The 26,770-nt window shown below is 64.0% G+C and carries 24 protein-coding genes; 19 read left to right on the top strand and 5 right to left on the bottom strand.

Going from position 1 to position 26,770, the window contains the following annotated elements:
• Positions 1–24: 24 nt before the first annotated feature.
• From MAFF_RS08040 to MAFF_RS08010, 7 genes are all read left to right on the top strand, one after another.
• The gene (locus MAFF_RS08040) at positions 25–1,275 is read left to right on the top strand and encodes an aconitase X (RefSeq protein ID WP_010910393.1); all 1,251 of its coding nucleotides are present in this window, start codon (positions 25–27) and stop codon (positions 1,273–1,275) included.
• Positions 1,272–1,712 carry an aconitase X swivel domain-containing protein gene (locus tag MAFF_RS08035; protein WP_010910392.1) on the top strand — a complete coding sequence of 147 codons (441 nt, stop codon included), beginning with the start codon at positions 1,272–1,274 and terminating at the stop codon, positions 1,710–1,712. Before MAFF_RS08040 ends, MAFF_RS08035 begins: the two co-directional genes overlap by 4 nt.
• Positions 1,713–1,829: 117 nt before the next feature.
• Positions 1,830–2,918: a Gfo/Idh/MocA family protein gene (locus MAFF_RS08030; protein WP_010910391.1), complete on the top strand. Its 1,089-nt coding sequence runs from the start codon at positions 1,830–1,832 to the stop codon at positions 2,916–2,918.
• 60 nt (positions 2,919–2,978) lie between these two features.
• Entirely contained in the window at positions 2,979–3,893 is a 915-nt protein-coding gene (locus MAFF_RS08025; protein ID WP_010910390.1) for a sugar phosphate isomerase/epimerase family protein, read from the top strand.
• Positions 3,894–3,911: 18 nt separating this feature from the next.
• Positions 3,912–5,003 carry a fatty acid desaturase family protein gene (locus tag MAFF_RS08020; protein ID WP_010910389.1) on the top strand — a complete coding sequence of 364 codons (1,092 nt, stop codon included), beginning with the start codon at positions 3,912–3,914 and terminating at the stop codon, positions 5,001–5,003.
• Between the two features lie 29 nt (positions 5,004–5,032).
• Positions 5,033–5,344, top strand: coding sequence for a MocE family 2Fe-2S type ferredoxin (locus tag MAFF_RS08015; protein WP_010910388.1), 312 nt, complete (start codon positions 5,033–5,035; stop codon positions 5,342–5,344).
• Positions 5,345–5,384: 40 nt separating this feature from the next.
• Positions 5,385–6,188, top strand: a complete 804-nt coding sequence (locus MAFF_RS08010) for a 3-methyl-2-oxobutanoate hydroxymethyltransferase (protein ID WP_010910387.1) — start codon at positions 5,385–5,387, stop codon at positions 6,186–6,188.
• Here the strand turns inward: MAFF_RS08010 and MAFF_RS08005 are convergent, their stop codons facing one another.
• On the bottom strand, positions 6,189–7,697 hold the full coding sequence (locus MAFF_RS08005) for an HAL/PAL/TAL family ammonia-lyase (protein ID WP_010910386.1): 1,509 nt from the start codon (positions 7,695–7,697) through the stop codon (positions 6,189–6,191).
• Positions 7,694–8,695 carry an ornithine cyclodeaminase family protein gene (locus tag MAFF_RS08000; protein WP_010910385.1) on the bottom strand — a complete coding sequence of 334 codons (1,002 nt, stop codon included), beginning with the start codon at positions 8,693–8,695 and terminating at the stop codon, positions 7,694–7,696. Before MAFF_RS08000 ends, MAFF_RS08005 begins: the two co-directional genes overlap by 4 nt.
• A gap of 119 nt (positions 8,696–8,814) precedes the next feature.
• Here MAFF_RS08000 and MAFF_RS07995 point away from each other — a divergent pair, with 119 nt between their 5' ends.
• The 12 genes from MAFF_RS07995 to MAFF_RS07940 all read left to right on the top strand — a co-directional run bounded on the left by MAFF_RS07995 (position 8,815) and on the right by MAFF_RS07940 (position 23,265).
• Entirely contained in the window at positions 8,815–10,248 is a 1,434-nt protein-coding gene (locus MAFF_RS07995; protein WP_010910384.1) for a DHA2 family efflux MFS transporter permease subunit, read from the top strand.
• Between the two features lie 272 nt (positions 10,249–10,520).
• Positions 10,521–11,507 carry an ABC transporter permease gene (locus MAFF_RS07990; protein ID WP_010910383.1) on the top strand — a complete coding sequence of 329 codons (987 nt, stop codon included), beginning with the start codon at positions 10,521–10,523 and terminating at the stop codon, positions 11,505–11,507.
• A gap of 86 nt (positions 11,508–11,593) precedes the next feature.
• On the top strand, positions 11,594–12,619 hold the full coding sequence (locus MAFF_RS07985) for a sugar ABC transporter substrate-binding protein (protein ID WP_010910382.1): 1,026 nt from the start codon (positions 11,594–11,596) through the stop codon (positions 12,617–12,619).
• 76 nt (positions 12,620–12,695) lie between these two features.
• A complete protein-coding gene (locus MAFF_RS07980) occupies positions 12,696–14,819 on the top strand; it encodes an ABC transporter permease (protein ID WP_010910381.1) in 2,124 nt (707 codons plus the stop codon).
• Positions 14,816–15,859, top strand: coding sequence for a hypothetical protein (locus MAFF_RS07975; protein ID WP_010910380.1), 1,044 nt, complete (start codon positions 14,816–14,818; stop codon positions 15,857–15,859). Before MAFF_RS07980 ends, MAFF_RS07975 begins: the two co-directional genes overlap by 4 nt.
• The gene (locus MAFF_RS07970; RefSeq protein ID WP_010910379.1) at positions 15,859–17,355 is read left to right on the top strand and encodes a sugar ABC transporter ATP-binding protein; all 1,497 of its coding nucleotides are present in this window, start codon (positions 15,859–15,861) and stop codon (positions 17,353–17,355) included. Before MAFF_RS07975 ends, MAFF_RS07970 begins: the two co-directional genes overlap by 1 nt.
• Before the next feature lie 243 nt (positions 17,356–17,598).
• The gene (locus MAFF_RS07965; protein ID WP_010910378.1) at positions 17,599–18,006 is read left to right on the top strand and encodes a carboxymuconolactone decarboxylase family protein; all 408 of its coding nucleotides are present in this window, start codon (positions 17,599–17,601) and stop codon (positions 18,004–18,006) included.
• A gap of 241 nt (positions 18,007–18,247) precedes the next feature.
• Positions 18,248–19,084 carry a metallophosphoesterase family protein gene (locus MAFF_RS07960; RefSeq protein ID WP_044550633.1) on the top strand — a complete coding sequence of 279 codons (837 nt, stop codon included), beginning with the start codon at positions 18,248–18,250 and terminating at the stop codon, positions 19,082–19,084.
• Positions 19,081–20,232 carry an ABC transporter ATP-binding protein gene (locus MAFF_RS07955; RefSeq protein ID WP_010910376.1) on the top strand — a complete coding sequence of 384 codons (1,152 nt, stop codon included), beginning with the start codon at positions 19,081–19,083 and terminating at the stop codon, positions 20,230–20,232. Before MAFF_RS07960 ends, MAFF_RS07955 begins: the two co-directional genes overlap by 4 nt.
• The gene (locus MAFF_RS07950) at positions 20,225–21,148 is read left to right on the top strand and encodes a carbohydrate ABC transporter permease (protein WP_010910375.1); all 924 of its coding nucleotides are present in this window, start codon (positions 20,225–20,227) and stop codon (positions 21,146–21,148) included. Before MAFF_RS07955 ends, MAFF_RS07950 begins: the two co-directional genes overlap by 8 nt.
• Positions 21,145–21,975 carry a carbohydrate ABC transporter permease gene (locus MAFF_RS07945; RefSeq protein ID WP_010910374.1) on the top strand — a complete coding sequence of 277 codons (831 nt, stop codon included), beginning with the start codon at positions 21,145–21,147 and terminating at the stop codon, positions 21,973–21,975. Before MAFF_RS07950 ends, MAFF_RS07945 begins: the two co-directional genes overlap by 4 nt.
• 24 nt (positions 21,976–21,999) lie before the next feature.
• The gene (locus MAFF_RS07940) at positions 22,000–23,265 is read left to right on the top strand and encodes an ABC transporter substrate-binding protein (RefSeq protein ID WP_010910373.1); all 1,266 of its coding nucleotides are present in this window, start codon (positions 22,000–22,002) and stop codon (positions 23,263–23,265) included.
• Between the two features lie 89 nt (positions 23,266–23,354).
• Here the strand turns inward: MAFF_RS07940 and MAFF_RS07935 are convergent, their stop codons facing one another.
• The 3 genes from MAFF_RS07935 to MAFF_RS07925 all read right to left on the bottom strand — a co-directional run bounded on the left by MAFF_RS07935 (position 23,355) and on the right by MAFF_RS07925 (position 26,613).
• A complete protein-coding gene (locus MAFF_RS07935; RefSeq protein WP_010910050.1) occupies positions 23,355–24,290 on the bottom strand; it encodes an IS110 family transposase in 936 nt (311 codons plus the stop codon).
• A 299-nt stretch (positions 24,291–24,589) separates the two neighbouring features.
• The gene (locus tag MAFF_RS07930; protein ID WP_010910371.1) at positions 24,590–25,477 is read right to left on the bottom strand and encodes an amidohydrolase family protein; all 888 of its coding nucleotides are present in this window, start codon (positions 25,475–25,477) and stop codon (positions 24,590–24,592) included.
• Positions 25,477–26,613: a vWA domain-containing protein gene (locus tag MAFF_RS07925; protein ID WP_044548107.1), complete on the bottom strand. Its 1,137-nt coding sequence runs from the start codon at positions 26,611–26,613 to the stop codon at positions 25,477–25,479. The genes MAFF_RS07930 and MAFF_RS07925 overlap by 1 nt, the downstream gene beginning before the upstream one ends.
• Positions 26,614–26,770: the final 157 nt, after the last annotated feature.

Genomic DNA, 26,770 nt, shown 5'->3' with positions numbered 1-26,770 from the left:
CGGGCATAAGCCCGGAGCATTCCGATGACGCTGGAACTGACCGCACAGGACCAATCCATGCTCGACGGCGAGCAAGGCCCATCGGCAGCCGCCGCCATGAAAATCCTCGTCGCCTTTTCCAACGCGGTGGGCGCGCGCGGCCTGCTCGACATCTCAGGCGCCCATATCGATGGCTGCCTCTACCACGGCAAGGCCGGGCTCGATTTCGTCGAACGGTTGGTCGAGGGCGCCGGCCGCGTGCAGGTGCCGACGACGCTCAATGTCGGCTCGTTCGACCTCATCCATCCCGGCATGGTGAAAATGCCGGCGGCGGAAGAGGTGCCGGCGCGGCGGCTGATGAAGGCGCATCTGGAGCTAGGCTGCCAGGCGACCTTCACCTGCGCGCCCTACCAGACGCGGTTCCGGCCAAGTTTCGGCCAGCAGATCGCCTGGGGCGAATCCAACGCCATCGTCTTTGCCAATTCGGTGATCGGCGCGCGCACCAATCGTTATGGCGACTTCATCGATTTGTGCTGCGCCATGACCGGGCGCGCGCCGGCCTGGGGCCTGCATCTCAGCGAAAACCGGCGCGGCCGCATCCTGTTCGAACTGGACATCGCCGAGGCCGAACCGAGCGACAGCCTGTTCGTCGGCGTCGGGCTGATCGTTGGGCAAGCCAGTGGCGATCGCATTCCGGTCATTGCCGGCCTGCTGCCGCCGCGCGACGAGGATCAGATGAAGGCGCTGGGCGCGGCGGCCGCGACGACCGGTGCCGTGGCATTGTTCCATGCGGTCGGCATCACGCCGGAGGCCAACACTCTCGACCAGGCGTTCCACGGCCACGCGCCGGAAGAGACGATCCGCATCACCCAGGCAGACATCGATCATGCGCTGTCCAGATTGTCCGGCGTGGCCGACGGGGCGCCGCTGGCCGCCGTGTCATTGGGCACGCCGCATTTCTCGCATGAGGAGTGGATGCGCCTGTTGCCCATGCTGCGCGAGGCAGCACCGGGCAGGGGCATCCCGATCTATGTCAACACCGGACGCGCGACGCTGACGCGGCTGCAAGAGGAAGGGGCTCTGGCTGGCATGGAGGCGTTCGGTCTGATCCCGGTCGCCGACACCTGCACCTATGTCACCTCCATCCTCGAGCGCCTCGACGGCGTTGTGATGACCAATTCCGGCAAATGGGCGCATTACGCGCCGGGCAATATCGGTGTGACCGTCGCCTTCGCCGAGATGGCGGATTGCATCCGCTCCGCGGCGGCCGGACATGTCGTGCGGGGTGCCTCGTGACGCAGCCGATTGCAAAGGACGCCGTCGAACGGCTGGGCACTTTCCAACTTGCCGGTGAGGCGGACGGCCTGGCCTTGGTGTTCTCGCAGCCGCTCAGTTTCTGGGGCGGCATCGACGCCGAGACGGGTGACATCATCGACCATTCGCATCCTGGGCTGGGCCAGAATGTCGCCGGCAGGATCCTGGTCATGCCGAGCGGGCGAGGGTCGTCCTCGTCGTCGTCCGTCCTGGCCGAAGCGATCCGCCGGGGTACCGCGCCGGCCGGCATTCTTTTGGAGCGGCCGGACCCGATCCTGGCGGTGGGCGCCATCGTCGCCGAGTTTCTCTACGACATCCATATGCCGCTGGTGGTCTGCGACATTGCAGGGATTGCTTCCGGCGACCGGATCGCCATCCGTGTCGGTGAGCAGGGCGAGGCGGTCATCCATAAAGCCTAACAAACGCTGCCCCCAGTGATTGGTGTCGCCGATGACGGCGGTGATGGGAAATGATGGTGCCGGCCTTGGCTGACCGGCAAGCCGTGGCGCTATATGCTGTCCTCCAGGGAGGAATGGATGGCAGGGACGGATTTCGAACCGGATGTGAAGGTTCGCAGCAGGGAATACCGGATCGGTTGCGTCGGTGCGGGCATGATCATGGCCGAATGCCATCTGGCCGCCTATGCGCAAGCAGGCTTCCCGGTGGTGGCGATCGCCTCGCGGACGAAGGCCAGCGCCGAGAAGGTGGCCAGGCGCTGGGATATTCCGATCGTTCACGATACGCCCGAGCAATTGATCGAGGATTCCAAGGTCGAAATCGTCGACCTTGCCTTTCCGCCCGACCAGCAGCCCGCTCTCATCCGTCACGCGCTGAAACAGCCGCACATCAAGGCGATCCTGGCGCAGAAGCCGCTGGCGCTGACGGTGGAGGAGGCGATCAAGCTGCGCGACGAGGCCGCCAAGTCAGGCAAGATCCTCTCGGTCAACCAGAACATGCGCTACGACCAGTCGATGCGCGTCCTGAAGCAGATCATCGACAGCGGTGCGCTGGGCGACATCGTCTTCGCGCAGATCGATATGCATGCGATCCCGCACTGGCAGGCTTTCCTTGCCGATTACGATCGGCTGACGCTTGCCAATATGAGCGTGCATCATCTCGATGTGCTGCGCTTCCTGTTCGGCGATCCCCACGAAATCACGACGCTGACGCGCAAGGATCCGCGCACGACTTTCGACCATTCGGACGGCATCACCGTGTCGACATTGCGCTTCCCCTCCGGGGTGCTCGCCGTTTCGCTGGAAGATGTCTGGTCCGGTCCGCGCGAGCAGGGCTATCGCGACGACCAGCACATCAACTGGCGTGTCGACGGCACCAAGGGTGTCGCCAAGGGCACGATCGGCTGGCCGACGGGCGTCGCTTCGACGCTGACCTATGCCTCGACGCAGACGACAGGCGGCGAATGGGTGACGCCGAGTTGGGACACGATGTGGTTTCCGCATGCCTTCATCGGCGTGATGGAGCAGCTGCAATATGCGGTGAAGACCGGCACGCCACCGGCCCTCTCCGTTGCCGACAACGTCAAGACCATGGCGCTGGTCGAGGCCGGCTATCGCTCGATGGCGGAAGGCCGCACCGTCAGGCTTTCTGAAATCTCGACCAACTGAAAGTACGCCACCGCGCAATAAGCGTGGCGGCTGAATCGTTTACCGGCAGGAGTTCACATCATGATGCAGGCAGGGGTCTTCACCGGCTACTTTCCCTACGAACTCGATGAGGCCGCCAGGCGCATCCGCGCGCTCGGCTTCAACACCGTGCAGCTCGACCTGCATTTCCGGGATATCGATCTCACGGCCGGGCAGATCACCCGGGACAAGGCGAGGACAGTGCGCGACACGTTCCGCGATCACAATCTGCCGGTCTGCTGCATCTCCGGCTACACCAACATCATCCATCCCGACAAAGCCGAGCGCGAGAAACGCGTCGGCTATCTCAAGGAAATCATCCGCAACGCGCGCGAATTCGGTTCGCCCTACGTGATCTCGGAGACCGGGACCTACAACACCGAGTCCGATTGGGTGCATCACCCCAGGAACAAGACCGAGGAAGGTTTCGAGGAATGCCGCAAGGTGATTTCGGACCTTGCCCAGACCGCCTATGACCATGGCGCGGTCTTCCTGCTCGAAACCTATGTCAACAATGTCGTCGGCTCGGTCGAGGAGACGGTGAGGATGTTCGCGCAGGTCGACCATCCCGGCCTTGGCCTGCTGATGGACCCGACCAATTACTTCGAGGCGCACAACATCGACCGCATGGACCAGGTGCTGAACCAGGTGTTCGACACGCTGACCGACAAGATCCGGATCGCGCATGCCAAGGATGTGAAGCGCTCAGGCAGCGACAAGTCGGAAAAGCACGCCGACATCGGCGACCAGGACGCGCATGAGGGACTGACGTTCCGCGGCGTCGGCGAGATCGAATTGCCGGCGCCTGGCCTCGGCTCGCTCAACTATGACCTTTACCTGAAGCGGCTCAGCGAAAAGCACCCGAACATCCCCGTCATCATCGAGCATTTGACCGAGGACGACGTGCCGCGCGCGAAAACATTCCTCGACGGAAAATTCCGCGCCAACGGCCTATAGGGGCCGCGGGAGGCGACGATGACGACGGCGGCCAAGACGAAGCGCGATTACAGCCTGGTCGGCGAAAGCACCCGGGCCGCGATCGAGACCGGCCTGGCCTCGGCCGAATGGTACCACACCGACGTGCCGCGCAAGGCGATGAAGGAGCTTATGCAGCGCTCCGACGGTCCGGCGATCCGCGACACCATCATCTGGATCGCCGCGATCCTGGGTTCGGCCGCCGGCATCGTCTGGTTCTGGGGCTCGTGGTGGGTGGTCCCGTTCCTGTTCGTCTATGGCGTGCTCTACGGCTCGTCGAGCGACTCGCGCTGGCACGAATGCGGCCACGGCACGGCCTTCCGCACGCGCTGGATGAACGATGTCGTCTACCACATCGCCTCCTTCATGCTGATGCGCAATCCCGTGCAGTGGCGCTGGAGCCATGCCCGCCACCACACCGACACCATCATCGTCGGCCGCGACGCCGAGATCGCGGTCATGCGCCCGCCGGACCTGCTGAAGGCGGCACTGGCCTTCACCGGCATTCTCGATTTCCGCTATTCGCTGCCGACGCTGGTGCGCCAGGCCTTCGGCACGCTGTCGGAGGAGGAGAAGAGCTACATCCCCGAGATGGAACAGCACAAGGCGGTGGTCGCCGCCCGCTGGCACATGGCCGTGTACGTTGCGACGATCGCTTTCGCGATCGCGCTGGAATCATGGCAGCCGCTGGTACTGGTCGGCCTGCCGCGTCTCTACGGCACCTGGCACATGGTGATGACCGGCCTGCTGCAGCATATCGGGTTGGCCGACAATGTCGTCGACCACCGGCTCAACACCCGCACCGTCTACATGAACCCGATCAGCCGCTTCATCTACTGGAACATGAACTACCATGTCGAACATCACATTTTCCCGATGGTGCCGTATCACGCGTTGCCCAAGCTGCATGAATTGATCAAGCATGATCTGCCGGAGCCAAACCCGTCGATGTGGCACGCCTATCGCGAGGTCTGGCCGGTCCTGCTGCGGCAGCTGAAATACGAGGATTTTTATCTCAAGCGCGAACTGCCGCCGACGGCCAGGCCCTATCGCGGCGAGTTTCACGAGGTCGATATGTCGGCGGCCGAATAGCGATCGCGAATTTTTTGCAGGAGACCGAGATGGCCGATTGGGTTGAAGCGTGCGCGGTGGATGATGTCGAAGAAGAGGATGTCATCCGCTTCGACCATGGCGGCCGCACCTTCGCGATCTACCGCTCGCCCGATGACGAGTTCTTCGCCACCGACGGCTATTGCACGCATGAGAAGGCGCATCTGGCCGACGGGCTGGTGATGGACGACATTATCGAATGCCCGAAGCACAATGGCCGCTTCAACTACAAGACAGGTGCCGCCAAGGGCGCGCCGGTCTGCGTCAATCTCGTGACCTATCCGGTAAAGATCGAGGCCGGTAAGGTGATGATCCAGATTTGACGCGCGGCAACCGATCCAGCATCACAAAGGGGACGTTTTAATGAGCCGAAAGAGACCGACCGTCGCCGATCTGCGCGCGATGAAGGGCAAGCGCCAGCTGACCATGCTGCGCGTGCTCAACCTGGACGAGGCGCAGGCCGCCGAGCGGGCTGGGGTCGACATCGTCTCGGTGCCGCCCGAACTGGTGCTCAACCCGCAGTATCGCGATGCCGCGCCCAGCCTGTTCACCATGCCGGGCGAGAATTTCTTCGAGATCGGCACTGCGGATGATTTCGTGCGCTGGGCCTTCCGGCTCTACAAGGCAAGCGCCGACGCGGTCTATTGCAGCGCCGGCTATGCCACGATCAAACGGATGGCGGACGATGCCATTCCCGTCATCGGCCATGTCGGCCTCATTCCGTCACGCGCCACCTGGACCGGCGGCTTCAAGGCGGTCGGCAAGACCGCCGACACAGCCATCCAGGTTTTCGAAGCGGTGAAGCAGCTGGAGGCCGCCGGTGCTGTCGGCGCCGAGATCGAAGTGGTGCCGGTCGAGGTCGCCAAGGCGATCTCGGAGCGCACCTCGCTGATCATGCTGTCGATGGGGGCGGGCACCGGCTGCGACGCGCAATATCTGTTCGCCGACGACATTCTCGGCCAGAACCGGGGTCACATGCCGCGCCACTCCAAGGTCTACCGCAACTTCGCCGCCGAGTATGACAGGCTGCAGGCCGAGCGGGTGGCGGCGTTCTCCGAATATGTCGCCGACGTCAACAGCGGCGCCTATCCCGAGGACAGGCACGTCGTGCACATGGACCCGGCCGAGCTCAGCCTGTTCATGAAAAGGGTAGACGCAAAGAGCTGATTATTCGGATTCTTTGCTGATCATCGCTGCGCCTCGCCACGCTCCATCGGCGAGCATGGCGTGGAGCACCTCGGCGTCGTTCCCAAGCGGCCGGTCGTCTTTCAGCATCGACACATGCGCGCGTACCGCCGCATAGATCGCGCCGGTGCGCGGCGCCAGCGTCAATCCTTCACGCAAATCGACGGCCTGGGCGGCAGCCATCAATTCGAAGGCGATCAGCCGCCGCCACAGCGCGATCATTCCGGCGCATTTCGAAACGGCGAGGGGCGACTGGGTCGCATGGTCCTCGACGCCTTCCGAAACGGGCAGGAAGTCGAGCATCACCGGATTGGCCTTGTGGCGGATGGCAGCCAGGATCGACGTCGCCGTCTTCTGCAACGGCACGAAACCGGCCGAGGCGCCGCCGATCGGCGACAGATATTTGGTCAGGCCGTTGCGGCCCGAGCCGGTGAGCTGGATGAAGCGCGCGACGCTCGCGGCGGCGCATTGCGCGATGGCCAGGCCGAGCGTCTCGAAAGCAAGCGAGAGTGAGGCCGTGTGGAAATTGCCGGTCGACAGCACCAGTTCGTCGTCGCCGATCACCAGCGGGTTGTCGGCGGCGGCGTTGAGTTCGATCTCGACGGCGCGTTTTGCCTGGCCGATAGCCTCGATCAGCGCGCCGTGGATCGACGGCATACAGCGGATCGACAGGGGATCCTGAATCGTCGTGGGCGCCGGCATCTCGTCGCGGGCGAGAAGGTCATGCAAGGCCTTCGCCGCCTCCTGCTGTCCGGCAGCCGGCCGCGCCATCTGCAGGCGTGGATCGAGGATGGTGCGGTTGGCACCAAAACCTTCCATGGTCAGCGCGCCGGCCTGCTGCTGCTGGGCCAGCGCCGCCAGCGCATCCGTGATCGCGAGGGCGCCGCTGCCGGCGGAGACCGCCGAGGCGTTGATCAGCGACAGCCCGTCTTTCGGCGCCAGGCTGATCGGCGCGAGGCGGGCCATCATCAGCGCCTTGGCCGCCGGCATGCGGCGGCCTTGGTAATCGGCTTCGCCTTCGCCGATCAGCAGGCGGGCAAGCGCGGTCATCAGCACGAGGTCGCCGGCGCCGATCGAGCCGAGCGACGGCATCACCGGATGGACACCGGCATTGAGCGCATCGACCAGCGCAACGAACACGGTGGGCGAAAGGCCGGAGCCGCCGGCCGACAGCATCGAGGCGCGGGCGACCATGGTGGCGCGCACGGTCTCGATCGGCAGAGTTTCGCCGACCGCGCCGCTGCGGCCTTCCAGCAACTGGCGCTGGAAGGCGCTGGCATCGCCGTCGACTGTTGTGCCGAGATTGGCGCCGAGCCCGGTGTTCAGGCCGTAGATCTGCTGGCCGGAGGCGGCGGCCTGGTCGAGCACTTTTCGCGCCTTGTCGAGCCTGCCGATGATTTCGGGTCCGATCTCCACCTTGCGCCCCTGGCGGGCGACGGTGGCGACATCGCCGACACCGACGCCGGCTCCGGTGAGGATGAGCGCGCTCATGCGAAACGCAGCCTCTGGCCGATGCCTTTTTCCCCTGCCTTGGCCAGCATCGCCTTGCCCAGCGCAATGTCGGAGAGCGACAGGCCGCGATGCCAGAACAGGATGGTCTCGTCATCGCTCTGCCTGCCCGGCTTGAGGCCGGCGGCGATCTGGCCGAGCTCGGCATGCAACGTCTTTTCGCTCAGCCGGCCGGTCTCGACATGGGCGCGCAGTGAGCCGAACTTGCCGCTTTTGCACTGGCCCCAGTCGTCGACGACCATCTTCTGCATGATGTCGGTCAGCGACAGCTCCACCGCGCTCATCGTGCCATAGGGCACGACCAGCGCACCGGGCTTGATCCATTCGGTCTTGAGCAGCGGCTGCGGCTCCGGCAGACGCGAAGCCTCGACGACGATGTCGGCGCCCTCCACGCAGCTTTTCCAGTCGGCTACGGCCGTGACCTTCTTGCCGAGGTCGGCGGCGAGCTTGGCGGCAAAGCCGTCGCGGCTTTCCGGGCGGCGTGAATGGACGCGGATCTCGTCGAAATCGAAGAGATGGTCGAGCAGCCGCACATTCCAATAGGCGGTGCCGCGCGCGCCGATATGGGCGAGCACCTTCGAGTCCTTGCGCGCCAGATGCCTGGCGCCGATGGCGGTGACGGCGCCGGTGCGCATGTCGGTGATGACGGTGGCGTCGAGGATGGCGCGCGGCGTGCCGGTGCGCGGATCGAACAGATTGAGGATGCCGGATTCCGAGGGCAGGCCGTGCAGATAGTTGTCGACATAGTCGCCGACTATCTTCACGCCTGCCGTGTCGAGTGGCGCGACGTAGCCGCGCAGCACATTGAAATGGCCGTGGAAGGATGGATCCGGTTCGAGATGGACGCGCGGCTCGATCACCGTCTGGCCCTTGCCCTGGGCGACGAGGCCAGCCTCGACCGCAGCGATGATTTCGCCATCGGTCATGGCAAGCGCTTCGATGTCGAAGGCATTGAGATAGTCGATATAGATGGGCTTCATTTTGCGCGCGCACTTTCCTCTCGCCCCGTCCATCCCATAGCAGGCCGCGACGCGACACGAAAGTTTGTTGCGCTGGCTATGGACGCAGCCGGCCAGATGCTGTTCAAACCCGTACCGACATGACTGCCATTCCCGAGACTGAAGCCTTACCCGAAACGGCCACCAATGCGCGGCGCGTGGCGCTGATCGTCGCCATCGCCTTCTTCATGCAGCTGCTGGATTCGACGATCATCTCGACCTCGCTGCCGCAGATGGGCCAGTCCTACGGCGTGCCGGCGGTGGCGATGAGCGTCGGCATCACCGTCTACATGCTGACCATGGCGGTGTTCGTGCCGCTGTCGGGCTGGCTCGCCGACCGCTTCGGCGCGCGCAACATTTTCCTCGTGGCTATCGCGCTGTTCACGCTGGCCTCGCTCGCCTGCGGCTTCTCGCAAAATCTGACCCAATTCGTTGCCGCTCGCGCCGTGCAGGGGCTGGGCAGTGCGCTGATGACGCCGGTCGGCCGCATCCTCGTCCTGCGCAATGCATCGAAATCCGAGCTGCTCAACGCCACCGCGCTGATCACCTGGCCGGCGCTGTTCGCGCCGGTGGTCGGTCCGGTGCTTGGCGGCTTCATCACCACCACTCTGTCCTGGCACTGGAATTTCTTCATCAACATCCCGCTTGGGCTGATCGGGCTGGCGCTGGTTGCCCGCTTCATCCCGGGCGATCGCGTGGCCAATCCCAAGCCGCTCGACTGGCCAGGGTTTTTCCTGACGTCGCTCGGGCTCGCCTGCCTGCTCTACGGCCTCGAGCGCATCGCGCATCCCGAGGATGGCATGCTGCCGACGGTGCTGCTGATCGCGGCGGGCATCGTCATCGGCTGGCTGGCGGTGCGGCATCTGCGGCGCGCGCCACATCCGCTGCTCGACCTCTCCTCGTTCAAGGTGCTGACCTTCGCCATCTCGACGCTTGCAGCCGGCACCATCTTCCGGGTGGCGATCAACGCCACGCCGTTCCTGTTGCCGCTTTTGTTCCAGCTCGGCTTCGGCCTGTCGCCCGTCGATGCCGGCCTGATGATCCTGGCCTATTTCGTCGGCAATCTCGGCATGAAGACGGTGACGACGCCGACGCTGCGGCGTTTCGGGTTCCGTTCGGTGATGGTGGTCAACGGCATCATCGCCTCGGCCTCGATCATGGCTTGCGGGGTGATCTCGCCGCAGACGCCGCAGGCGCTGGTGGTGGTGCTGATGCTGATCGCCGGCCTGTCGCGCTCGATGCAGTTCACCGCGCTCAACACCCTGGCCTTCGCCGACATCGACGCCGCGCGGCGGAGCTCGGCGGCGACGTTGTCCTCGATGCTGCAGCAGGTGGCGATGCTGTTCGGCGTTGCCGTGGCCGCGGCGATCCTCAATCTGTCGCAGATCGCCAGGGCGCAACCGTCGCTCGACCTCGTCGATTTTCGAATCGCCTTTTTCGTGATCGGCGCCATCGGGCTGGTGGCGGCGTTGCGTTTTCTGGTGCTGCCACGAGCTGCGGGAGCCGAGGTTTCCGGTCACGTGCCGGGGAATTGAAAATTGGATTTTCTCGCCTGATGCGGAGATAAATTCCGCCTCATCCTTTCGCCTTGATGCAGCACTTTCGCGAAATGGCTGCGATAGCGCAATCGATTGCCAAAAATGCAGGAGTTTCCGGGCATTGCGCCAGTTTTGGCAATCGATGCGTCCACTCGGCGAATATCGGTATAAGGCCGCGTTCTGAACGCGGATTCATTTGACGAACCGGCGTTGAGCCGATTAGCTTTTGCCTTCGGGATGGCAGCGCTGCCATCGGGGCAAATGCAGACATGAATGCGATCGGCTGGCCAAATCTCAGGAGCCTGAATCAGGAAGGCATTGTCTTTGCCATCGCGGTGGTGCTGTTCGTTGCCGCGGCCATAGGCCTGCCGGGCTTCATCGACCCCAACAACCTTGTCGCCATCGTCAGGTCCGTGTCGGTTCTGGGCATCCTGGCGCTCGGCATGGCGGTCGTGATCATCGGCCGAGGCATCGACCTGTCGGCCGTGGCGATCATGGCGATGTCGGTCGCCTGGTATCTGCAACTGCTCGACACGGGCACTTCGGACGGGCTGGCCTTCGCCTATGTACTATCAGGCGTGCTTGTCATCGGCCTGCTCAACGGCTTTCTCGTCGCCTATGCCGACGTGCCGGCGATCTTCGTGACGTTGGCGACCGGCTCCTTCGTTTTCGGCTATGTGCGTTCGCAACTGATCACGCAGGACGCGGTACCGGTGCCGCAGGGCCATTGGGTCGAACTGCTCGGCGGCCTGCGCTTCCTCGATATCCCGATCGAGGTGTTCGTCTTCGCCGGGCTGGCTTTCCTGTTCTTCCTGTTCCTTCGCTACACCAAATGGGGCCGCTACATCTATTTCGCCGGCGACAATCCAGTGGCGGCGCGCAACATCGGCATTCCGGTGCGGCCGATGCTGGTGCTGCGCTACGTGCTCTCCGCTTTCGTCGCACTGATCGCCGGCCTGCTGACGGCGGCCAGCCTGCATTCGATCAACACGCGTGTCGTCAATTCGACACTGCTCTACGACATCGTGCTGGTGGCGGTGATCGGCGGCATCGGCCTGTCGGGGGGCAGGGGCGGGGTGCGCAATGTGCTGGTTGGCGCGGCGCTGATCGGCATCCTGCTCAACGCCATGACCATCATCGACATCCCGCTGCTCTACCAGAACCTGATCAAGGCGGCGATCCTGCTCGGGGCCATCATCGTCGACGGCATCATCAATCCGCGCGACGAACAGACCGCGCAACAGGGCGACATTTAGAGCGGATGGGCTAGCCCATCTTGCTTGGGGTACCCGGCGTGATCGCGACGATCGGCCGGCAATGAAACCGAACCAGAGGACGTGACATGAGACTGATCAAGACACTTATGGCCGCCGCAACGGCGCTCGCCATTACCGCCTTCGTGGCGCCGACTTTCGCCGCCGACGATCCGGGCCCGGCGGCCTACGCACAGGCGCTCAAGGGCAAGCGCGTCATGCTGGTGCCGCTGGCGATGGGCTTCGACCTGGCGCAGGGCTGGGCGCACTATCTGAAGAAGGAGGTCGAGGCCTGGGGCGGCACGTTCGAGACGCGCGATCCGAACTGGGTGGTCGATGCCGGCGCGCAGGCGATCACCGACGCCATCTCGTCGGACACCAGGCCCGACGTGCTGATCATCCACGCGCCGGACCTCAACTCCTATTCCAAGCTGATGAAGAAGGCGCAGGCCGCCGGCACCTATGTGCTTCTGGTCGACAACCCCGCCAACTTCCCGGCCGACGCCTTTGTCGGCAGCGACTGGGACCGGCTGGGCCAGCTCGAGGCCGAAGCGGCGATCAAGGGCTGCGGTGAAAACTCGTCGAAGAAGATCGGGCTGGTGCAGGGCGACCAGGCGAACTCCTCCAGCCTCTACCAGTATGCCGGCATCATGAAGGTGCTGGACAAGCATCCCGACTTCAAGGTGGTCGCCAAGCCCGACTCCAACTGGGATGCGACGACCTCGCGCAATGTGACGACGACGATGCTGCAGCAGAACCCGGACATCTGCTCGATCATCGATTTCTGGGACGGTGACGCCACCGGCGCATCGGCCGCGATCCGCGACGCCAAGCTCGACGGCAAGGTGTTCCTGGTCACCACAGGCGGCGGTGAAAAAGCCGCCGATTGCGACAAGCTTCAGGACGGCACCTACGGGGCCGTGGTGATGACCGAGCTTGCCCGCCAGTCGGGCGACATGAACGCCATCATCAAGTTCCTGCTGCAGAGCGGCCAGCCGGCCGGCACCTCGCACACCTACATCTACACGCTGGAGAAGGCGACGACCAAGGCCGACCTCAAGCCCGACAGCTGCTGGGATCTGAAGGCGCTGCAGGCCGAAGCGGCGGCGAAGTAAGCCGCGCGGTCGAATAGACTCCACGAGGTGGCCGGATCCAGTTCGGCCACCTCTTTCTCTTGATCAACGGCAGCCAATGTCCTTTCGCGAACGCCTGCAGTCCTGGCGCTACAATCTCGTGCCCGACCATCTGGTCGGCGAGATCCTGACAAAACGCTGGACCGACAACGCCATTCCCTTCCTGGCGCTGGTGGTGACATTGGCGACATTCGGCTCGATCATTCCGGGCTTCTTCAAGCTGAACGCGCTGCAGGAATCGACCCGCCAGCTCGGCGAGTTCTCCATGGTCGTCACCGGCATGACGGTGGTGATGCTGGGCGGCGGCATCGATCTGTCGGTCGGCTCGATCTTCGCGCTGTCCTGCTTCTCCGCCGTCTATGTCTTCTTCATCCTCGAACAGTCGATCTGGCTGGCGCTGGCCGCCTCGCTCGCCACCGGCCTGATCTTCGGCGCCATCAACGGCTATCTCGTCGGGTACCTCAGGCTACGCGCCTTTCTCACCACGCTGGTTACCTTCATCTTCGGCCGGGCGCTGTTCGACATACTGGTCACCACCTATGCCGCCGACGTGCAGCTTTCGACCGCCACATCCGATGTGCTCGACTTCATCGGCGACAGCACCTTTTGGGGGCTCTCCGTCTCTGTCTGGCTGGCCATCATCCTCGCCATCGTCACCCATATCGCGTTGACGCGTTCGCGGCCCGGCTGGCATGTGCTGGCGGTCGGCGGCTCTCGGCGTTCGGCACACAATGCCGGCATCCGCGTGCGTCGCACCGTGTTCATGACCTATGTCTTCTCCGGCTTCTGCGCCTCGATCGGCGGTTTTCTCATCGCTTGCCGGTTGAGCGGGGCAGGGCCGGGCACCGGCCTCAACCTCGAGATCATGGCGCTGACCGCGGCGGTGGTCGGCGGCGTCAGCCTGGGAGGCGGGCGCGGCTCGGTGATCAAGGGATTGATGGGCGCCATCATCGTGCTCACCATGACCAATGGGCTGATCCGGCTGGGTTACGGCACCGGCACCAACCAGATGGTTCTCGGCATCATGCTGGCGGTGGCGGTGACCATCGACATCCGCTGGCTGAAGAACCGCCACAAGGTGCTGAACGAAGTCTATGTCGCGCCGGTCTATCTCAAAATGGGCGAGACGCAGTCGGCGGTACCGGGTTCCGGCACGCCTTACGAACTCGACAACCGTCTGTCGGCGGCCGACCATATCGGGCTTGGCGAACTGGAGGGGCCGGAAGACGTCATCCTCGACCGCGACGACCATCTCTATTGCGGCACCCGCCATGGCGAGATCGTCCGCTTCTTCGCGCCCGACTATGTGAAGTCGGAGGTGTTCGCCCATATTGGCGGCTTTCCGCTGGGGCTCGCCTTCGACAAGTCAGGCAATCTGATCAGCTGCGTTGGCGCCATGGGGCTCTACTCGGTTTCGCCGCAGCGGGAGGTCAAGCGCCTCTCGGCCGAGACCGCGCGCTCCTGGACCTCGATCGTCGACGATGCCCGGCTGCGCGATCCCAATGACTGCGACATCGCGCCGGACGGCCGCATCTATTTCACGGATTCCACGAAGCGCTACGACGCCCACGATTGGGCGCTGGATTCGATCGAGAACCGCGCCACCGGGCGGCTGCTGGTCTATGATCCGAAGGACGGGTCGACGAAGACGCTGCTCGACGGCTACCGCTACACCAACGGCGTCTGCATGGCGCATGACGGCAAATCGCTGTTCTTCGCCGAAAGCTGGGCCTGCCGGGTGCATCGCTACTGGCTGGAAGGGCCGAAGGCCGGCACCGCCGAATGCGTCATCCGCGACATGCCGGGCTATCCCGACAACATCAACCGCGCCTCGGACGGTAATTACTGGATGGCCTGGCTCGGCATGCGCACGCCGAGCTTTGATCTGTCGCTGCGCCATCCCGACATGCGCAAGCGCATGACCCGCCGGCTGCCGCAGGACGAGTGGCTGTTCCCCAACATCAACACCGGCGGCGTGGTGAAATTCAACGAGAAGGGCGGCATTGTCGAGGCGATGGGCGACCTCTCCGGCGGCGCGCATCCGATGGTCACCTCAATGCGCGAACACAAGGGCTATCTCTTCGTCGGCGGCATCCTCAACAACCGCGTCGGCCGCTACAAGATATCAGGCGCCGACCCGAACTGGACCAGCCCCGCTTCCTATTGGGGAGCAAAGCCATGATCCTCGATCCGATCCTGGATATGTTTCGCGGCAAGGCGGTGACCATCCCGCCGCTCGACGGCGCTTTCCGGCCCAACACGCGGCTGGATGACGCGCCAACCTTCGCCGAGCTAACCGAGCCGGATAATCTGCTGGCCGATGGTGGCCGGCTGCTCGCTACCAGCGGCAACGCAATCTATTCGCTTGCCGCCGGAGCCGAGCCCAAGGTGATCGAGACCTTTCCGTCGCCCATCACGGCGCAGGCGCTGGCGCCATCGGGTGACCTGACGGTGGCTCTCGAAAGCGGCAAGCTGCTGACATCAGGCAAGGAGGTTTCGCTGCCGGCTGATCTCAGCTGCATCACTGCGCTTGCCTATGCCGAAGACGGCACGTTGTGGCTGGCCAATGGGTCGGCCGAGCATGCGCCCTCGCAATGGGCGGCCGATCTGATGAAGAAGGGTGCGTCCGGTTCGCTTTGGAAACGCGACGCGACGGGGGGCGCGTTCCGCAAGGTGGCCGGCGCTCTCGCTTTTCCCTATGGGCTCCTTCCTCTCGGCGGGGACGTGCTGGTCAGCGAGAGCTGGCGCCATCAGCTCATCCGCTTCGATGGCGCCACCGGCAACCGTTCGACGGTGCTGACGCATCTGCCCGGCTATCCCGCGCGGCTGGCGTCGGCCGGAGATGGCGGTGCCTGGCTGGCGCTGTTTGCGCCGCGCAACCGGCTGATCGAATTCGTGCTGCAGGAAACGCACTACCGCCAGGACATGATCGACCAGGTGCCGCCGGCCTACTGGATCGCGCCGGCGCTGGCCTCCAACCGCAGCTTCCTCGAACCGCTGCAATGCGGCGGCATCCGCACGATGGGCATCCACAAGCCGTGGTCGCCAAGCCGCTCCTATGGGCTGGTCGTCAGGCTCGACGCAAGGATGCAGCCGCAATTCAGCCTGCACAGCCGCGCCAACGGCACGCGCCACGGCATCTGCAGCGTCGTGGAAAAGGCCGGCCGGCTGTTCATCGCCTCCAAGGGCGGCGATTGCGTGCTCGACGCGGGAGGTTTTTGATGGAACCGATCGTTCGCCTGGAAAACGTCACCAAAAACTATCGTGGTGTGCCCGCGGTCAAGAATGTCAGCTTCGACTTGCGCAAGGGTGAAATCCACGCGCTGCTTGGCGAGAACGGCGCCGGCAAATCGACGCTGACCAAGATCATCGCCGGAGTGGTCGACGCCACGTCGGGCAAGATGTTCCACAAGGGCCGCGAGATCGCCTACGCCTCGCCGCACGCGGCCCTTGAGGCCGGCATCGCCATGGTGTTCCAGGAAACCAGCCTGGTGCCGTCGATGACGGTGGCGCAGAACCTCTACCTCGGCACTGAAAAATTCCTCAACCGGCTGCGCGGCACGTATATTGCAGCACAGCAATTCCTGCAGTCGCTGAATTTCCCGGTCGATCCGAACGCCATGGTGGCGACGCTGGGTGCGGCCAAGCGGCAGATGGTCGAGATCGCGCGCGCGGTGCACCACAATGCCGAGATCATCATCTTCGACGAGCCGACGGCGACGCTGACGCCGGAGGAAAAACGCCACTTCTTCGCACTGATCCGCCGGCTGAAGGCCAGCGGCGTCTCCATCGTCTTCATCAGCCACGCGCTGGAAGAGGCGCTTGCCATTGCCGACCGCATCACCATTTTGCGCGATGGCGAACTGGTCATCACCGACGACACGTCGGCCTTCGATCGCGACAAGATCGTCGCCGCCATGGTCGGGCGCACATTGTCGGGCCAGATCTACCGCCAGCGCGACGAGGCCAGGCTGCGCAAAGCGGGCAAGAAAGTGCTGTCGGTGCAGGACATTTCGATGAGCAATGTCGTGCGCAACAATTCCTTCTCGATCTTCGAAGGCCAGATTACCGGCGTATTCGGGCTGATCGGCTCGGGCAGAACCGAGACCTTCAAGATCGTCTCGGGCATCTACAAGCGCGATTTTCTGCGCGGCGGTGCGATCGAGCTCGACGACAGGCCCGTGCGCTATCTTGTGCCAAGCGAAGCCGTTGCCGACGGTATCGTCTACGTCACCGAGGACCGCAAGAGCGAAGGCATTTTCGAGACGATGGGCATTGCCGAAAACCTGTTCGGCGGGCTGCTCGCCGCGGGCCGCGAAAAGGCCTGGGTGATCAACCAGCAGGAGATGCGGCAGCTGTCGGCGCAATGGACCAAGACGCTCAACATCAAGGCGATCAACGACAATGCCCGCGTCGTCGAACTGTCGGGCGGCAACCAGCAGAAGGTGGTGATCGGCAAGGGACTGGTGCAGCAGCCGCGCATCGTCATCTTCGACGAACCGACGCGCGGCGTCGATGTCGGCGCCATCGCCGAGATCCACCAGATCATCAACCGGCTGGCCGATGAGGGGCTCGCTGTCGTGGTCATCTCGTCCTACTTGCCGGAGATTATGAACCTGTCGGACCGGATACTCGTTTGCCGACAGGGCCGCATCGTCGAGGAGTATTCGCCGGCGGAGGCGACGGAGGAGAAGATCATGTACGCGGCGGTTCACTAGGGTGCTGGCCGGTGCGTATACGTTGATAATTGGCGAAGACCTCAACCCCTTCGTCATCCAGGGGTCTCCGCGACGGCGCTTCGCGCCTGCTCCATCCTAGGATGACGAAGCCGAGATGCTTCGGCGAATCGTCAAGGCTTTGCTCCGATACGCACGAAAACTGAATCAGAAGAGCCGATTAGCCACCTTTGCTCGAGACCTGATTCAACGACCTGATCCATCGATACAACGAAGGAAAACGCCATGGCCACCACAAGACTCCTCAGCGATACCGAGGTCGAGAAAATCCCGGCGGTGAAGGCCGTGTTCGACGATATCAGGGCGACGCGCAAATCGGATTTCGTCAACAATTTCTGGCGCGGGCTGGCCAATGATCCGGTGTCGCTGAAGCGGGTGTGGGAGCAGCTGAAGGCGGTGATGTTGGCGGACAGCGCCATCGATCCGCTGACCAAGGAAATGATCTACATAGCCGTCTCGACCGCCAATGGCTGCTCCTACTGCGTCCACTCGCATACGGCCGCGGCGCGGGCCAAGGGCATGACCGACGCGCAGCATGGCGAGCTGGTGTCGATCATCGGGCTGGCAGGCCAGACTAACCATCTGGTCACGGCAATGCAGATCCCTGTCGATCCGCAGTTCGAGGTGAAATGAGCTTTTCGCGCGCCGTCACAAGATTGTGAGCGCGGCCAATGTGTCGCGTAACTACGGTAAGCAGCTGAAATCTTTTCGGTTTCCGCGTTGCAGCGCGTGCCTCTAGCGCTCTTCGACGACCGTTTCCTGCAATTGCATCGTTTATCCCAGCCACTGTTAAGGAAGTGACATGGAACGGCACTAAGGAAGCCCCCATGCGATGACGTTTGCCTGGGGGCGCGGCTCGCATGGTGGAGCCGGCATGAGAATCGTTCAGATCACAGACACCCATTTCAGCCCGACCAAGGCGCATTTCAACGGCAATTGGGCGCCGCTGGCCGCCTGGATCGAGCAAAGCGGCGCCGACCTTGTCATCCACACCGGCGACCTCAGCGTCGACGGTGCCGACAGGGATGACGACATCGCCTTCTGCATGGATCTGATGCGGGAAATCTCCGCGCCGATGCTGCTGGTGCCCGGCAATCACGATGTCGGCCATCTGCCCGGCTCGCTGCAGCCGGTCAATGCCGGACGCCTGGAGCGCTGGCGCCGGCTGGTCGGACCCGATTACTGGATGGAAGACGCCGGGAGCTGGCGCCTCATCGGGCTCGACAGCCTGCTGATGGGCTTTGATGATGCCGAGGAAGAGGCGCAGTTCGACTGGCTGCGGACCGTGCTGGAAAGCCGCGGCGGCCGGCGCGTCGCGCTCTTCGCCCACAAGCCGCTGTTCGTCGATGCGCCCGGCGAGGGCGATACCGGCTACTGGAGCGTCAGGCCGGCGCAGCGCCAACGCCTCTACGACCTGATCGCCACCCACGATGTCGCGCTGTTCGCTAGCGGCCATCTGCACCGGGCATGGCAAGGCAAATACGAAAACACATCGTTGGTCTGGGGTCCGTCGGCCGCCTTCGTCGTCGGCGACATGGAGCGCGACATGCCAGGCGAGCGGCTGCTTGGCGCCGTCATCCACCAATTCAGCGATACCGTCACCAGCGAGATCGTCGCCATCCCCGGCATGACGGCCTACGTCCTCGATGATGTGGTGGCCGAGGTCTATCCGCACGAGGCGCACAAGGCTCGAAAGCGGGTCGCGTCATGAGCGCGCTATCGCTTCGCAGTCTGAAGAAGTCCTTTGGCGGCAATGCCATTCTGAACGGCGTCAGCCTCGATGTCGAAGCCGGCGAATTCATCGCGCTCGTCGGCCCCTCCGGATGTGGCAAGAGCACCTTGCTGCGCATCCTCGCGGGGCTCGACCATGCCGACAGCGGCGAAATCTTCGTCGGCGGGAAGGACATGTCGCCGGTCGCCGCGGCCGAGCGCAACATCGCCATGGTGTTCCAGTCCTACGCGCTCTACCCGCATCTGACAGCTGGGCAGAACATCGCCGTGCCGCTCGCCATGAAGCGGCTGAGCCGGTCGCAGCGCCTGCCGCTGGTCGGCCCCCTGCTGCCCGGCCAAAAGGATATTCGCACCGGCATCGCGCGCGATGTCCGCGAGATGGCGGGTTTGCTCAAGATCGACCATCTGCTCGACCGCAAGCCGGGGCAGATGTCGGGCGGCCAGCGGCAGCGCGTGGCGCTGGCGCGTGCCATGGTGCGCCATCCCAGCATCTTCCTGATGGACGAGCCGCTCTCCAATCTTGATGCCAATCTGCGCGTCCACGCCCGCGGCGAGATCGTCGAACTGCACCGCCGCGCCGGCGTGCCGACGCTCTATGTGACGCACGACCAGGCCGAGGCGCTTTCGATGGCCGACCGGGTGGCGGTGATGATCGGCGGCAATCTGCTGCAGCTCGCAGCACCCGATGTGATCTACAACGATCCCGCCCATATCGAGGTGGCGCGTTTCGTCGGTCAGCCGAGGATCAACATCATCCCGGCGCAAGCCGAGAACGGCCATGTCGGCTTCGAAGGCATCCGGCTGGCTTTACTGGAGAAGGTGGCGAACGGCCCGGTCAGCCTCGGCATTCGGCCGGAATTCGTCAAACTGTCTCCCAGCGGGCGCAGCGGCCTTGCCGGGCGGATCGAACGGCTCGAATTCCTCGGGTCGGAAGTCATTGCCCATTGCCGTCTCGACGCCTCCGGCGACGGCGTCGTCGCCAAGCTGGCGCCACAGGAGGCGAGGGACCTGATTGCCGGAATGAAGGTGGGTGTCGTCCTGGCCCCCGAACAGGCGATGGTCTTCGGGCCGGAGGGAAAGCGGCTGCGCATCGCGGCGGGCGCCCGGCAGGAGCCGGCCTATGTCTAGCGTCGCGCTGGCGGGCAATGTCGCGAGCGCCGCGGCACGGCGTGCGCGCAGCGAAGACCGGACCGCCTGGCTGCTGGCGGCGCCGGCCATCGTGCTGTTGCTGCTGTTCGTGCTGTTGCCGGTGGCCGCCGTCATCTTTCTCGGCTTCACCGATTTCGAGCTCGGCTACGGCAAGTTCCGCTTCGTCGGCTTCGAGAACTACGCGCATCTTCTAAACGACCGCACCTTCCGCCGGTCGCTGTGGAACACCTCGGTCTATACGGCGATCGTTGCGCCGGTCTCGATCGTGCTTGGCCTGGGGGTTGCGCTGCTGATCGAAGGCGAGGGGCGGGCGCGCGGCTTTTTCCGCACCGTCTATTTCCTGCCCGTCGCCTCGCTGATCGTCGCCATGGCGACGGTCTGGCAATACATCTTCCATCCGACGATCGGGCCGCTCAACGCTTTGCTTTCGCTTGCCGGCATTCCCGGCCCGAACTGGCTCGGCGCGTCGAACACCGTGCTCTACAGCCTGTCGATCATCGGCATCTGGCAGTCGGTCGGCTTCAACATGGTGCTGTTCCTGGCGGGGCTGACGGCGATCCCGCGCGAGCTCTATGCCGCCGCCCATGTCGACGGCGCCAAATCGGCGCTCGACCGGTTTTTCCTGGTCACCTGGCCGATGCTCGGGCCGACGACGCTGTTCGTCGTCACCATCAGCATCACCAATGCAGTGAAGGTTTTCGAGACGGTGAAGATGCTGACCGATGGCGGCCCCAACAAGGCCTCCGAAGTGCTGCTTTTCACCATCTACCAGGAGGGGTTCGTCTATCTGCGCGTCGGCTACGCCTCGGCGATGACGGTCGTCTTCCTGGCGATCCTGGTCGTGCTGATGCTTGTGCAATACCGCGTGATCGACCGGCGGGTGCACTACACATGATGGGCATTCCGGCCGGCCGCATCATCCGTTTCGCGCTGCTTTCGCTCGGCGCGCTGATGGTCCTTGCGCCCTACATCTTCATGATCTCGACGGCGGGCAAGACGCAGAGCGACATCTTCACCTCGTCGCTGGCGCTCATCCCGCAGCATTTCTACTTCGCCGAGAATTTCGCCAAGGCGTTTGCCAAGGTGCCGATGGCGGCACTGCTGTGGAACGGCGTTCTCGTCTGCGGCCTGATCTTCTTCTTCCAGGTCGTGGTGGCGATCCCTTGCGCCTATGCGATGGCCAAGCTGAAGTTCCGCGCCGCGCGGTTGATGATGGTGCTGGTCATGCTCGGCCTGCTGGTGCCGATCCATGCGACGGCGCTGCCGCTCTACGTCGCCTTCGACAGAATGTCGCTCTTGAACAGCTACACCTCGCTGGTCGCGCCCTTCACCATATCGGTGTTCGCGATCTTCATGTTCCTGCAGTTCTTCCGCGCCATGCCCGACGACCTGCTGCACGCGGCGCGGCTCGACGGCATGTCCGAACTCGGCATCGTCGCGCGCGTCATCGTCCCCAATGCCTGGCCGGCGGTCACCGCCTTTGCGATCTTTTCCGTCGTCGCGCACTGGAACGATCTCTACTGGCCGCTGATCGTCGTCAGCAAGCAGGCCTACGCCACGCCGCCGCTCGGCCTGATGTATTTCCGCGCCGCCGAGGCCGGCGACGACTACGGCGCGCTGATGGCCGCCACGCTGATCATCACCCTTCCTCTCGTCGCCGCCTTCCTGCTCGCGCAGAAGCGCTTCGTCGAGGGCATCACCATGACCGGTCTCAAAGGCTGACCGGGCCAACAAGGAGTACGACCAATGAAGCATATTTCCAGGATTTTGGCCGCGGCGGCGGTGTCGCTGGCGGCAGCCCTTCCGGCTTATGCCGAGACGACGCTGACGGTTCACTACCCGATGCCCGGCTTCTTCAAGAACGTGATGGACACGATCTCGAAGAAGTTCATGGAGGAGAATCCCGACATCAAGATCCAGTTCGCCAGCCCGTCGGCGACCTATGAAGAAGGCGTCCAGACCATTCTTCGCCAGGCCGGCACCGACGAGATGCCCGACATCACCTTCATCGGCCTCAACCGCCTGCGCATGCTCAACGAGCGCGACGTCGCCGTCGATCTCGGCCCGCTGGTCAAGAAGGAAGGCAACATGGCGGAGCTCGGCTTCTCCGACACGATCCTGAAGCTGGCGCAGGTCAACGGCAAGCAGGTGGGCCTCGCCTTCGCCACCTCCAACCCGATCATGTATTACAATGCCGATCTGGTGAAGGCGGCCGGCGGCGATCCGGACAATCCGCCCAAGACCTGGGATGAGGTCATCGCGCTCGGCGGCAAGATCAAGGCGCTCGGCAATGGCGTCGACGGCATCGACTTCCGCTGGCAGGGCGATGACTGGATGTTCTCGGCGCTGCTGTTCGGCGCCGGCGGCAAGATGCTGAACGAGGACGAAAGCAAGGTCGCCTTCAACGGGCCGGAAGGCGAGAAGGCGGTGGAGATCCTCGAGCGGATGGTGAAGGAGGGCGGCATGCCGGTCTTCACCAAGCCGGCGGGCGAGCAGGCCTTCGCGGCCGGCAAGGTCGGCTTCGAATTCCAGACCACCGGTGCGCTGGTCAACACGATCAAGAATGTCGGCGACAAGTTCACGCTGCGCACCGCCAAGATCCCGCTGATCGATCCCGTGAACGGCCATCTGCCGACCGGCGGCAATGCCGTGGTCATCCTGACCAAGGACGCGGCCAAGCAGGAGGCAGCCTGGAAGTTCGCGAAATTCGCCGCCGGCCCCTATGGCGCGTCCGTCGTCGTGCCCGGCACAGGCTATGTCCCCAACAACGAGCTGGCGGCGAAATCATCAGACTATCTCGGCGATTTCTACAAGAAGAACCCGCTGTTCCAGGCCGGGCTTAGCCAGATGCCGCGGATGGTTCCGTGGTATGCTTTCCCGGGCACCAACGGGGTCAAGGTGACGCAGACGATCGTCGACAATCTGTCGCGCATCGTCGACCAGTCGGCCTCGCCCAAGGACGCGCTCAATGACGCGGCCGGCGACGTCGAAGGCATGCTGCCGACGCAGTAGGGGGTTATGGCGACGCTCTTCCTTCCCCCCTTGCGGGGGAAGGTGGATCGGCGCGCAGCGCCGAGACGGATGAGCGACTATCTGAGGTGTCAAGTTGCATTTGCGAATTCGTTACGCGCGTCGCGTGCTTTTGCATTGAGAATGACGAGCAGCTTGCGGGCGAGCGCAATGCGGATGACCATTTTCTCCTTTCCGGCAGTCTGCAACCGTTGCTTGAAAGCTGCCAGATGCGGATCATATTTGGCAACGATGCTGGCAACGAGAAAGAGGACGCCGCGCGGCCCTGCCCGACCGCCGCGCACTGGTCTTCGACCGCTGCGCTTGCCACTGTCATTGGCGATCGGCGCCAGGCCGGCCAACTTGGCGATGGCCTTGTTGGAGAGGATGCCGATCTCCGGCAACTGCGCCATCAGCCGCGCCACGGTGCGAGAGGCAACACCCTTGAGCGAGCGGAAGGCTCGGTCGAGGCATGCCCACAGCGGATCGTCATCGATGAGCGTGGCGATCTCACCTTCGAGCCTGCGGCTCTGGCGCGCAAGCAGCGCGATCACTTCATCGAGGCTGGCGATAGTTTCGGCGTCGGCGGTGCTCTTGCGCTGCTTTTGAATGGTGAGATCTCCTCCCACCTGGGAAAGCCGCGCAACCAGCGCCTTGAGCCGCTGCTGGGCCGCGCTCGGCGGCGGCGTCGGCTTGAGCCGCTTGACGGCACCATAACGGGCAATCACGGCGGCATCGATTCTGTCGGTCTTCTCCAGGAAACCCATTGCCTCGGCGAAGTAGCGAACGCTCCTCGCGTTGGCCATGCCGCAGGGTTGGCCCATCTCCCACAAGAGCAGGAAGGCCAGCCGTTCGTAGCCGCCACTGGCCTCCATGATGACGAGTTCGACATCATGGTTCTGACACCAGGCGGCCAGATCGGCGATGCCTGCCGCATCGTTGGCGAAGCGGTTTGCCGCTCCCATCGGCTCGATATGGGCGTCGAGCCAGTCTTTCGAAATATCTATTCCACAGAGGGTCGTGTTCACGGTAACCTGCCTTGTGCGTGCGATTGGAGCCAAGCGACTATTCGGTCGTGCGTGACGAAGACGAAGATCCCAGGCTCATCCACGGTTGTAGCCGCAGGGGTGTCGGGCGACTTCGCCAAGCCTCGAATCGGATGGCCGTCCGGTTCGAGGCTCAGTCGCTTCCATCGCACAAAGTCTCCTCCGTGCAGATACAAGGGGTGTTCCAGCGGAGTGAGACGTGGGCGTTCCCTGGAGCACCCCTCATCCGACCTCGCTTCGCGAGGCCACCTTCTCCCGCAAGGGGAGAAGGTAGGTCGCAGCTAAACCGGCCGATAAACCTTTTCGGCCGTATTCCAGAAAATGTCAGCCTCGGCCGCCGCGCCGTGCCTCGCCACCGCATCGCGGTGTGCCTTGATCAGTTCGGCGTGGCTGGTCCAGAGCTTCTCGATCGGGAAGTTCGAACCGAACATCAGATGATCCGCGCCCAGGATGTCGATGGCGTTGTCGACGATATAGGCGATCAGCGCCGGGTCGTTGCGGTGGACGAAGGTGCCGAGACCGGAGAGCTTGGCGTAGAAATTCGGCGCCGCCGACAGCGTGCGCAGGCCAGCCTTCCAGGTCTCGGTGACTTCCGGCTCCATGCCGGTCAGCATGCCGGCATGGGTGAGGATGAAGTTGGTCTCAGGGTTCTCGCCGACCAGTGTCACTCCGTCCTTCATCTGGGCGGGAAAGAGCTGCAGGTCGAAGGACAGGCCGTAATCCTTCAATCGCGCGACGTTGGCCCGCACCTTGGGGTCGATGACCTGATCCGCCGAGGCGGCGAAGCGGAAGGCCGGCGTCTCGTGCCAGTGCAACTGCATGCGCACCCCGCGCAGCAGCCTGTATTTCATCAGCCGGTCGATCTGCGGCCTGACATCGTCGACCGTCATGTCGGCATAGCCGACGATGGCGTGCGGCCAGCCGGTCTCGTCAGCGGTCTGCTGCAGGAAGGCGACTTCCTTCTCGAAATCCTCCTTCGCCCAGTTGGTCTGGACATAGACGGCTTTCTCGACACCTGATCCCTTCTGGTCTTGGAGGAATTCGCCGATCGGATAGTCGCGGCGGATCGGCTCGTAGGGGCCGAAGATGCGCGGCACCATTGGCCCCACCAGCCAAGGCTGGTCCTTCTGCCGCCAGATGTGGAAATGCGCGTCGATGGCTTTCTGCATCACGATACCCTTTTCCAGATTGTCGAAGCCGTGGGGGCAGGGCGGGCGAGCGACAGGATGAAATCGGTCAGGCTGGTCAGCGACGAGCCGTCGATGAGGTCGTCGAGGTCAGGCAGGATGGCGCGCAGCGCCGCCGTTGCCGGCCGGAAGCGCGGGTCGCCGGCCAAGGGCGTGGCCAGCGACAGCCGGAAGGCGCGGGCGCTCAGCCTGCGCATCGCTGTCTCCAGTTCGGCATGGTCGCCGCGCTCCAGCGCGTCGGACAGGATGACGACCGCTGCTCCACGCGCGAAGGACGAGAAGCGCGGAACGGAGAGGAAGGCAAGCAGTGTCGGCCCCATGCGCGTGCCGCCGTCCCAGTCATCGACCTGCGCCGCCGCGCGGGCCAGCGCCTGGTTGCGGTCGCGGATGCGCAGCGCCGAGGTGATGCGGGTGAGCCGCGTGCCGAAGGTAAAGATCTCGGCGCGGTCAGCACCTTGCACGGCGGCATGCGCCAGCTTGAGATAGTCCGCCGTGTGCAGCTTCATCGAGCCGGAGACGTCGATCAAGAGCAGCAGCTTGCGCGGCACGGTCTGGCGGCGGCGCAGCAGCGGCGAGGGCACGTCACCGTCGGCGCTGACGATTTCCCTGAGCGAGCGGCGCAGGTCGAGCTTGCCACGCGAAGGGGTGCGCACGGTGCGGAAAGAGCGGCGGGCGGGGAGAGCGGAGGACAGTTTTCGGCGAAAGGCGGCCAGCCTGTCGTCGTCGCGCTGGAAGTCGCGTGTGCTCAACTGTTCCAGTGCGGAGGATAGCTCGCCACCTTCCTCCTTGCGGACAGTCTGATCTTCTTCCTCGCGCGTGCCGCGATCGTCCTTGATGCGGGTTTCGTCGTCCTTTTCGCCTTCGATCGAAGGCTTGGTGCCGTTGTAGAAATAGGCGCGGAAATGCGCGTCGAATTCGCCGTGGCGGTCGGGCGGGGGCGCTAGCGTCGCAAGCGCCGCCTCGCGGATGTCGTTCATCGAGCGGGGGCCCAGAAGCGTCACGGCTTTCATGAAGCCGGTGACCTGCTCGGGGGCGATGGGGAAGGCGTGATGGCGAAGCAGCCTCGCGAAGCCGAAGAACGGCGCGGCGGCTCGGGGCAAGCTTTCCCCACGCATCATTCCTTCGCGCCCCCCTCTGTCCTGCCGGACATCTCCCCCACGAGAGGGGAGATTGGCAGCTTTGGCGCGCCGCTCAATTCTGCAGCGCTGAAGATTGGCGAAAGCCAACGTGGCATCTGATCTCCCCCCTTGTGGGGGAGATGTCCGGCAGGACAGA

It is taken from the genome of Mesorhizobium japonicum MAFF 303099, from assembly GCF_000009625.1.
Taxonomy (GTDB): Bacteria; Pseudomonadota; Alphaproteobacteria; order Rhizobiales; family Rhizobiaceae; genus Mesorhizobium; species Mesorhizobium japonicum.
The sequence above is the reverse complement of the archived record's forward strand: the minus strand, read 5'-3'. Positions and strand labels throughout refer to the sequence as shown.

Excerpts from the sequence above, each read along its gene's own strand:
- MAFF_RS08040 (WP_010910393.1), top strand. The coding sequence starts at position 25 with ATGACGCTGGAACTGACCGCACAGGACCAATCCATGCTCGACGGCGAG.
- MAFF_RS07990 (WP_010910383.1), top strand. The coding sequence starts at position 10,521 with ATGAATGCGATCGGCTGGCCAAATCTCAGGAGCCTGAATCAGGAAGGC.
- MAFF_RS07980 (WP_010910381.1), top strand. The coding sequence starts at position 12,696 with ATGTCCTTTCGCGAACGCCTGCAGTCCTGGCGCTACAATCTCGTGCCC.
- MAFF_RS07960 (WP_044550633.1), top strand. The coding sequence starts at position 18,248 with ATGAGAATCGTTCAGATCACAGACACCCATTTCAGCCCGACCAAGGCG.
- MAFF_RS08015 (WP_010910388.1), top strand. The coding sequence starts at position 5,033 with ATGGCCGATTGGGTTGAAGCGTGCGCGGTGGATGATGTCGAAGAAGAG.
- MAFF_RS08025 (WP_010910390.1), top strand. The coding sequence starts at position 2,979 with ATGATGCAGGCAGGGGTCTTCACCGGCTACTTTCCCTACGAACTCGAT.
- MAFF_RS08005 (WP_010910386.1), bottom strand. The coding sequence starts at position 7,697 with ATGAGCGCGCTCATCCTCACCGGAGCCGGCGTCGGTGTCGGCGATGTC.
- MAFF_RS07930 (WP_010910371.1), bottom strand. The coding sequence starts at position 25,477 with ATGCAGAAAGCCATCGACGCGCATTTCCACATCTGGCGGCAGAAGGAC.
- MAFF_RS07925 (WP_044548107.1), bottom strand. The coding sequence starts at position 26,613 with ATGATGCGTGGGGAAAGCTTGCCCCGAGCCGCCGCGCCGTTCTTCGGC.
- MAFF_RS07955 (WP_010910376.1), top strand. The coding sequence starts at position 19,081 with ATGAGCGCGCTATCGCTTCGCAGTCTGAAGAAGTCCTTTGGCGGCAAT.
- MAFF_RS08000 (WP_010910385.1), bottom strand. The coding sequence starts at position 8,695 with ATGAAGCCCATCTATATCGACTATCTCAATGCCTTCGACATCGAAGCG.
- MAFF_RS08020 (WP_010910389.1), top strand. The coding sequence starts at position 3,912 with ATGACGACGGCGGCCAAGACGAAGCGCGATTACAGCCTGGTCGGCGAA.
- MAFF_RS07975 (WP_010910380.1), top strand. The coding sequence starts at position 14,816 with ATGATCCTCGATCCGATCCTGGATATGTTTCGCGGCAAGGCGGTGACC.
- MAFF_RS08030 (WP_010910391.1), top strand. The coding sequence starts at position 1,830 with ATGGCAGGGACGGATTTCGAACCGGATGTGAAGGTTCGCAGCAGGGAA.
- MAFF_RS07940 (WP_010910373.1), top strand. The coding sequence starts at position 22,000 with ATGAAGCATATTTCCAGGATTTTGGCCGCGGCGGCGGTGTCGCTGGCG.
- MAFF_RS07965 (WP_010910378.1), top strand. The coding sequence starts at position 17,599 with ATGGCCACCACAAGACTCCTCAGCGATACCGAGGTCGAGAAAATCCCG.
- MAFF_RS07950 (WP_010910375.1), top strand. The coding sequence starts at position 20,225 with ATGTCTAGCGTCGCGCTGGCGGGCAATGTCGCGAGCGCCGCGGCACGG.
- MAFF_RS07970 (WP_010910379.1), top strand. The coding sequence starts at position 15,859 with ATGGAACCGATCGTTCGCCTGGAAAACGTCACCAAAAACTATCGTGGT.
- MAFF_RS07995 (WP_010910384.1), top strand. The coding sequence starts at position 8,815 with ATGACTGCCATTCCCGAGACTGAAGCCTTACCCGAAACGGCCACCAAT.
- MAFF_RS07985 (WP_010910382.1), top strand. The coding sequence starts at position 11,594 with ATGAGACTGATCAAGACACTTATGGCCGCCGCAACGGCGCTCGCCATT.
- MAFF_RS07945 (WP_010910374.1), top strand. The coding sequence starts at position 21,145 with ATGATGGGCATTCCGGCCGGCCGCATCATCCGTTTCGCGCTGCTTTCG.
- MAFF_RS08010 (WP_010910387.1), top strand. The coding sequence starts at position 5,385 with ATGAGCCGAAAGAGACCGACCGTCGCCGATCTGCGCGCGATGAAGGGC.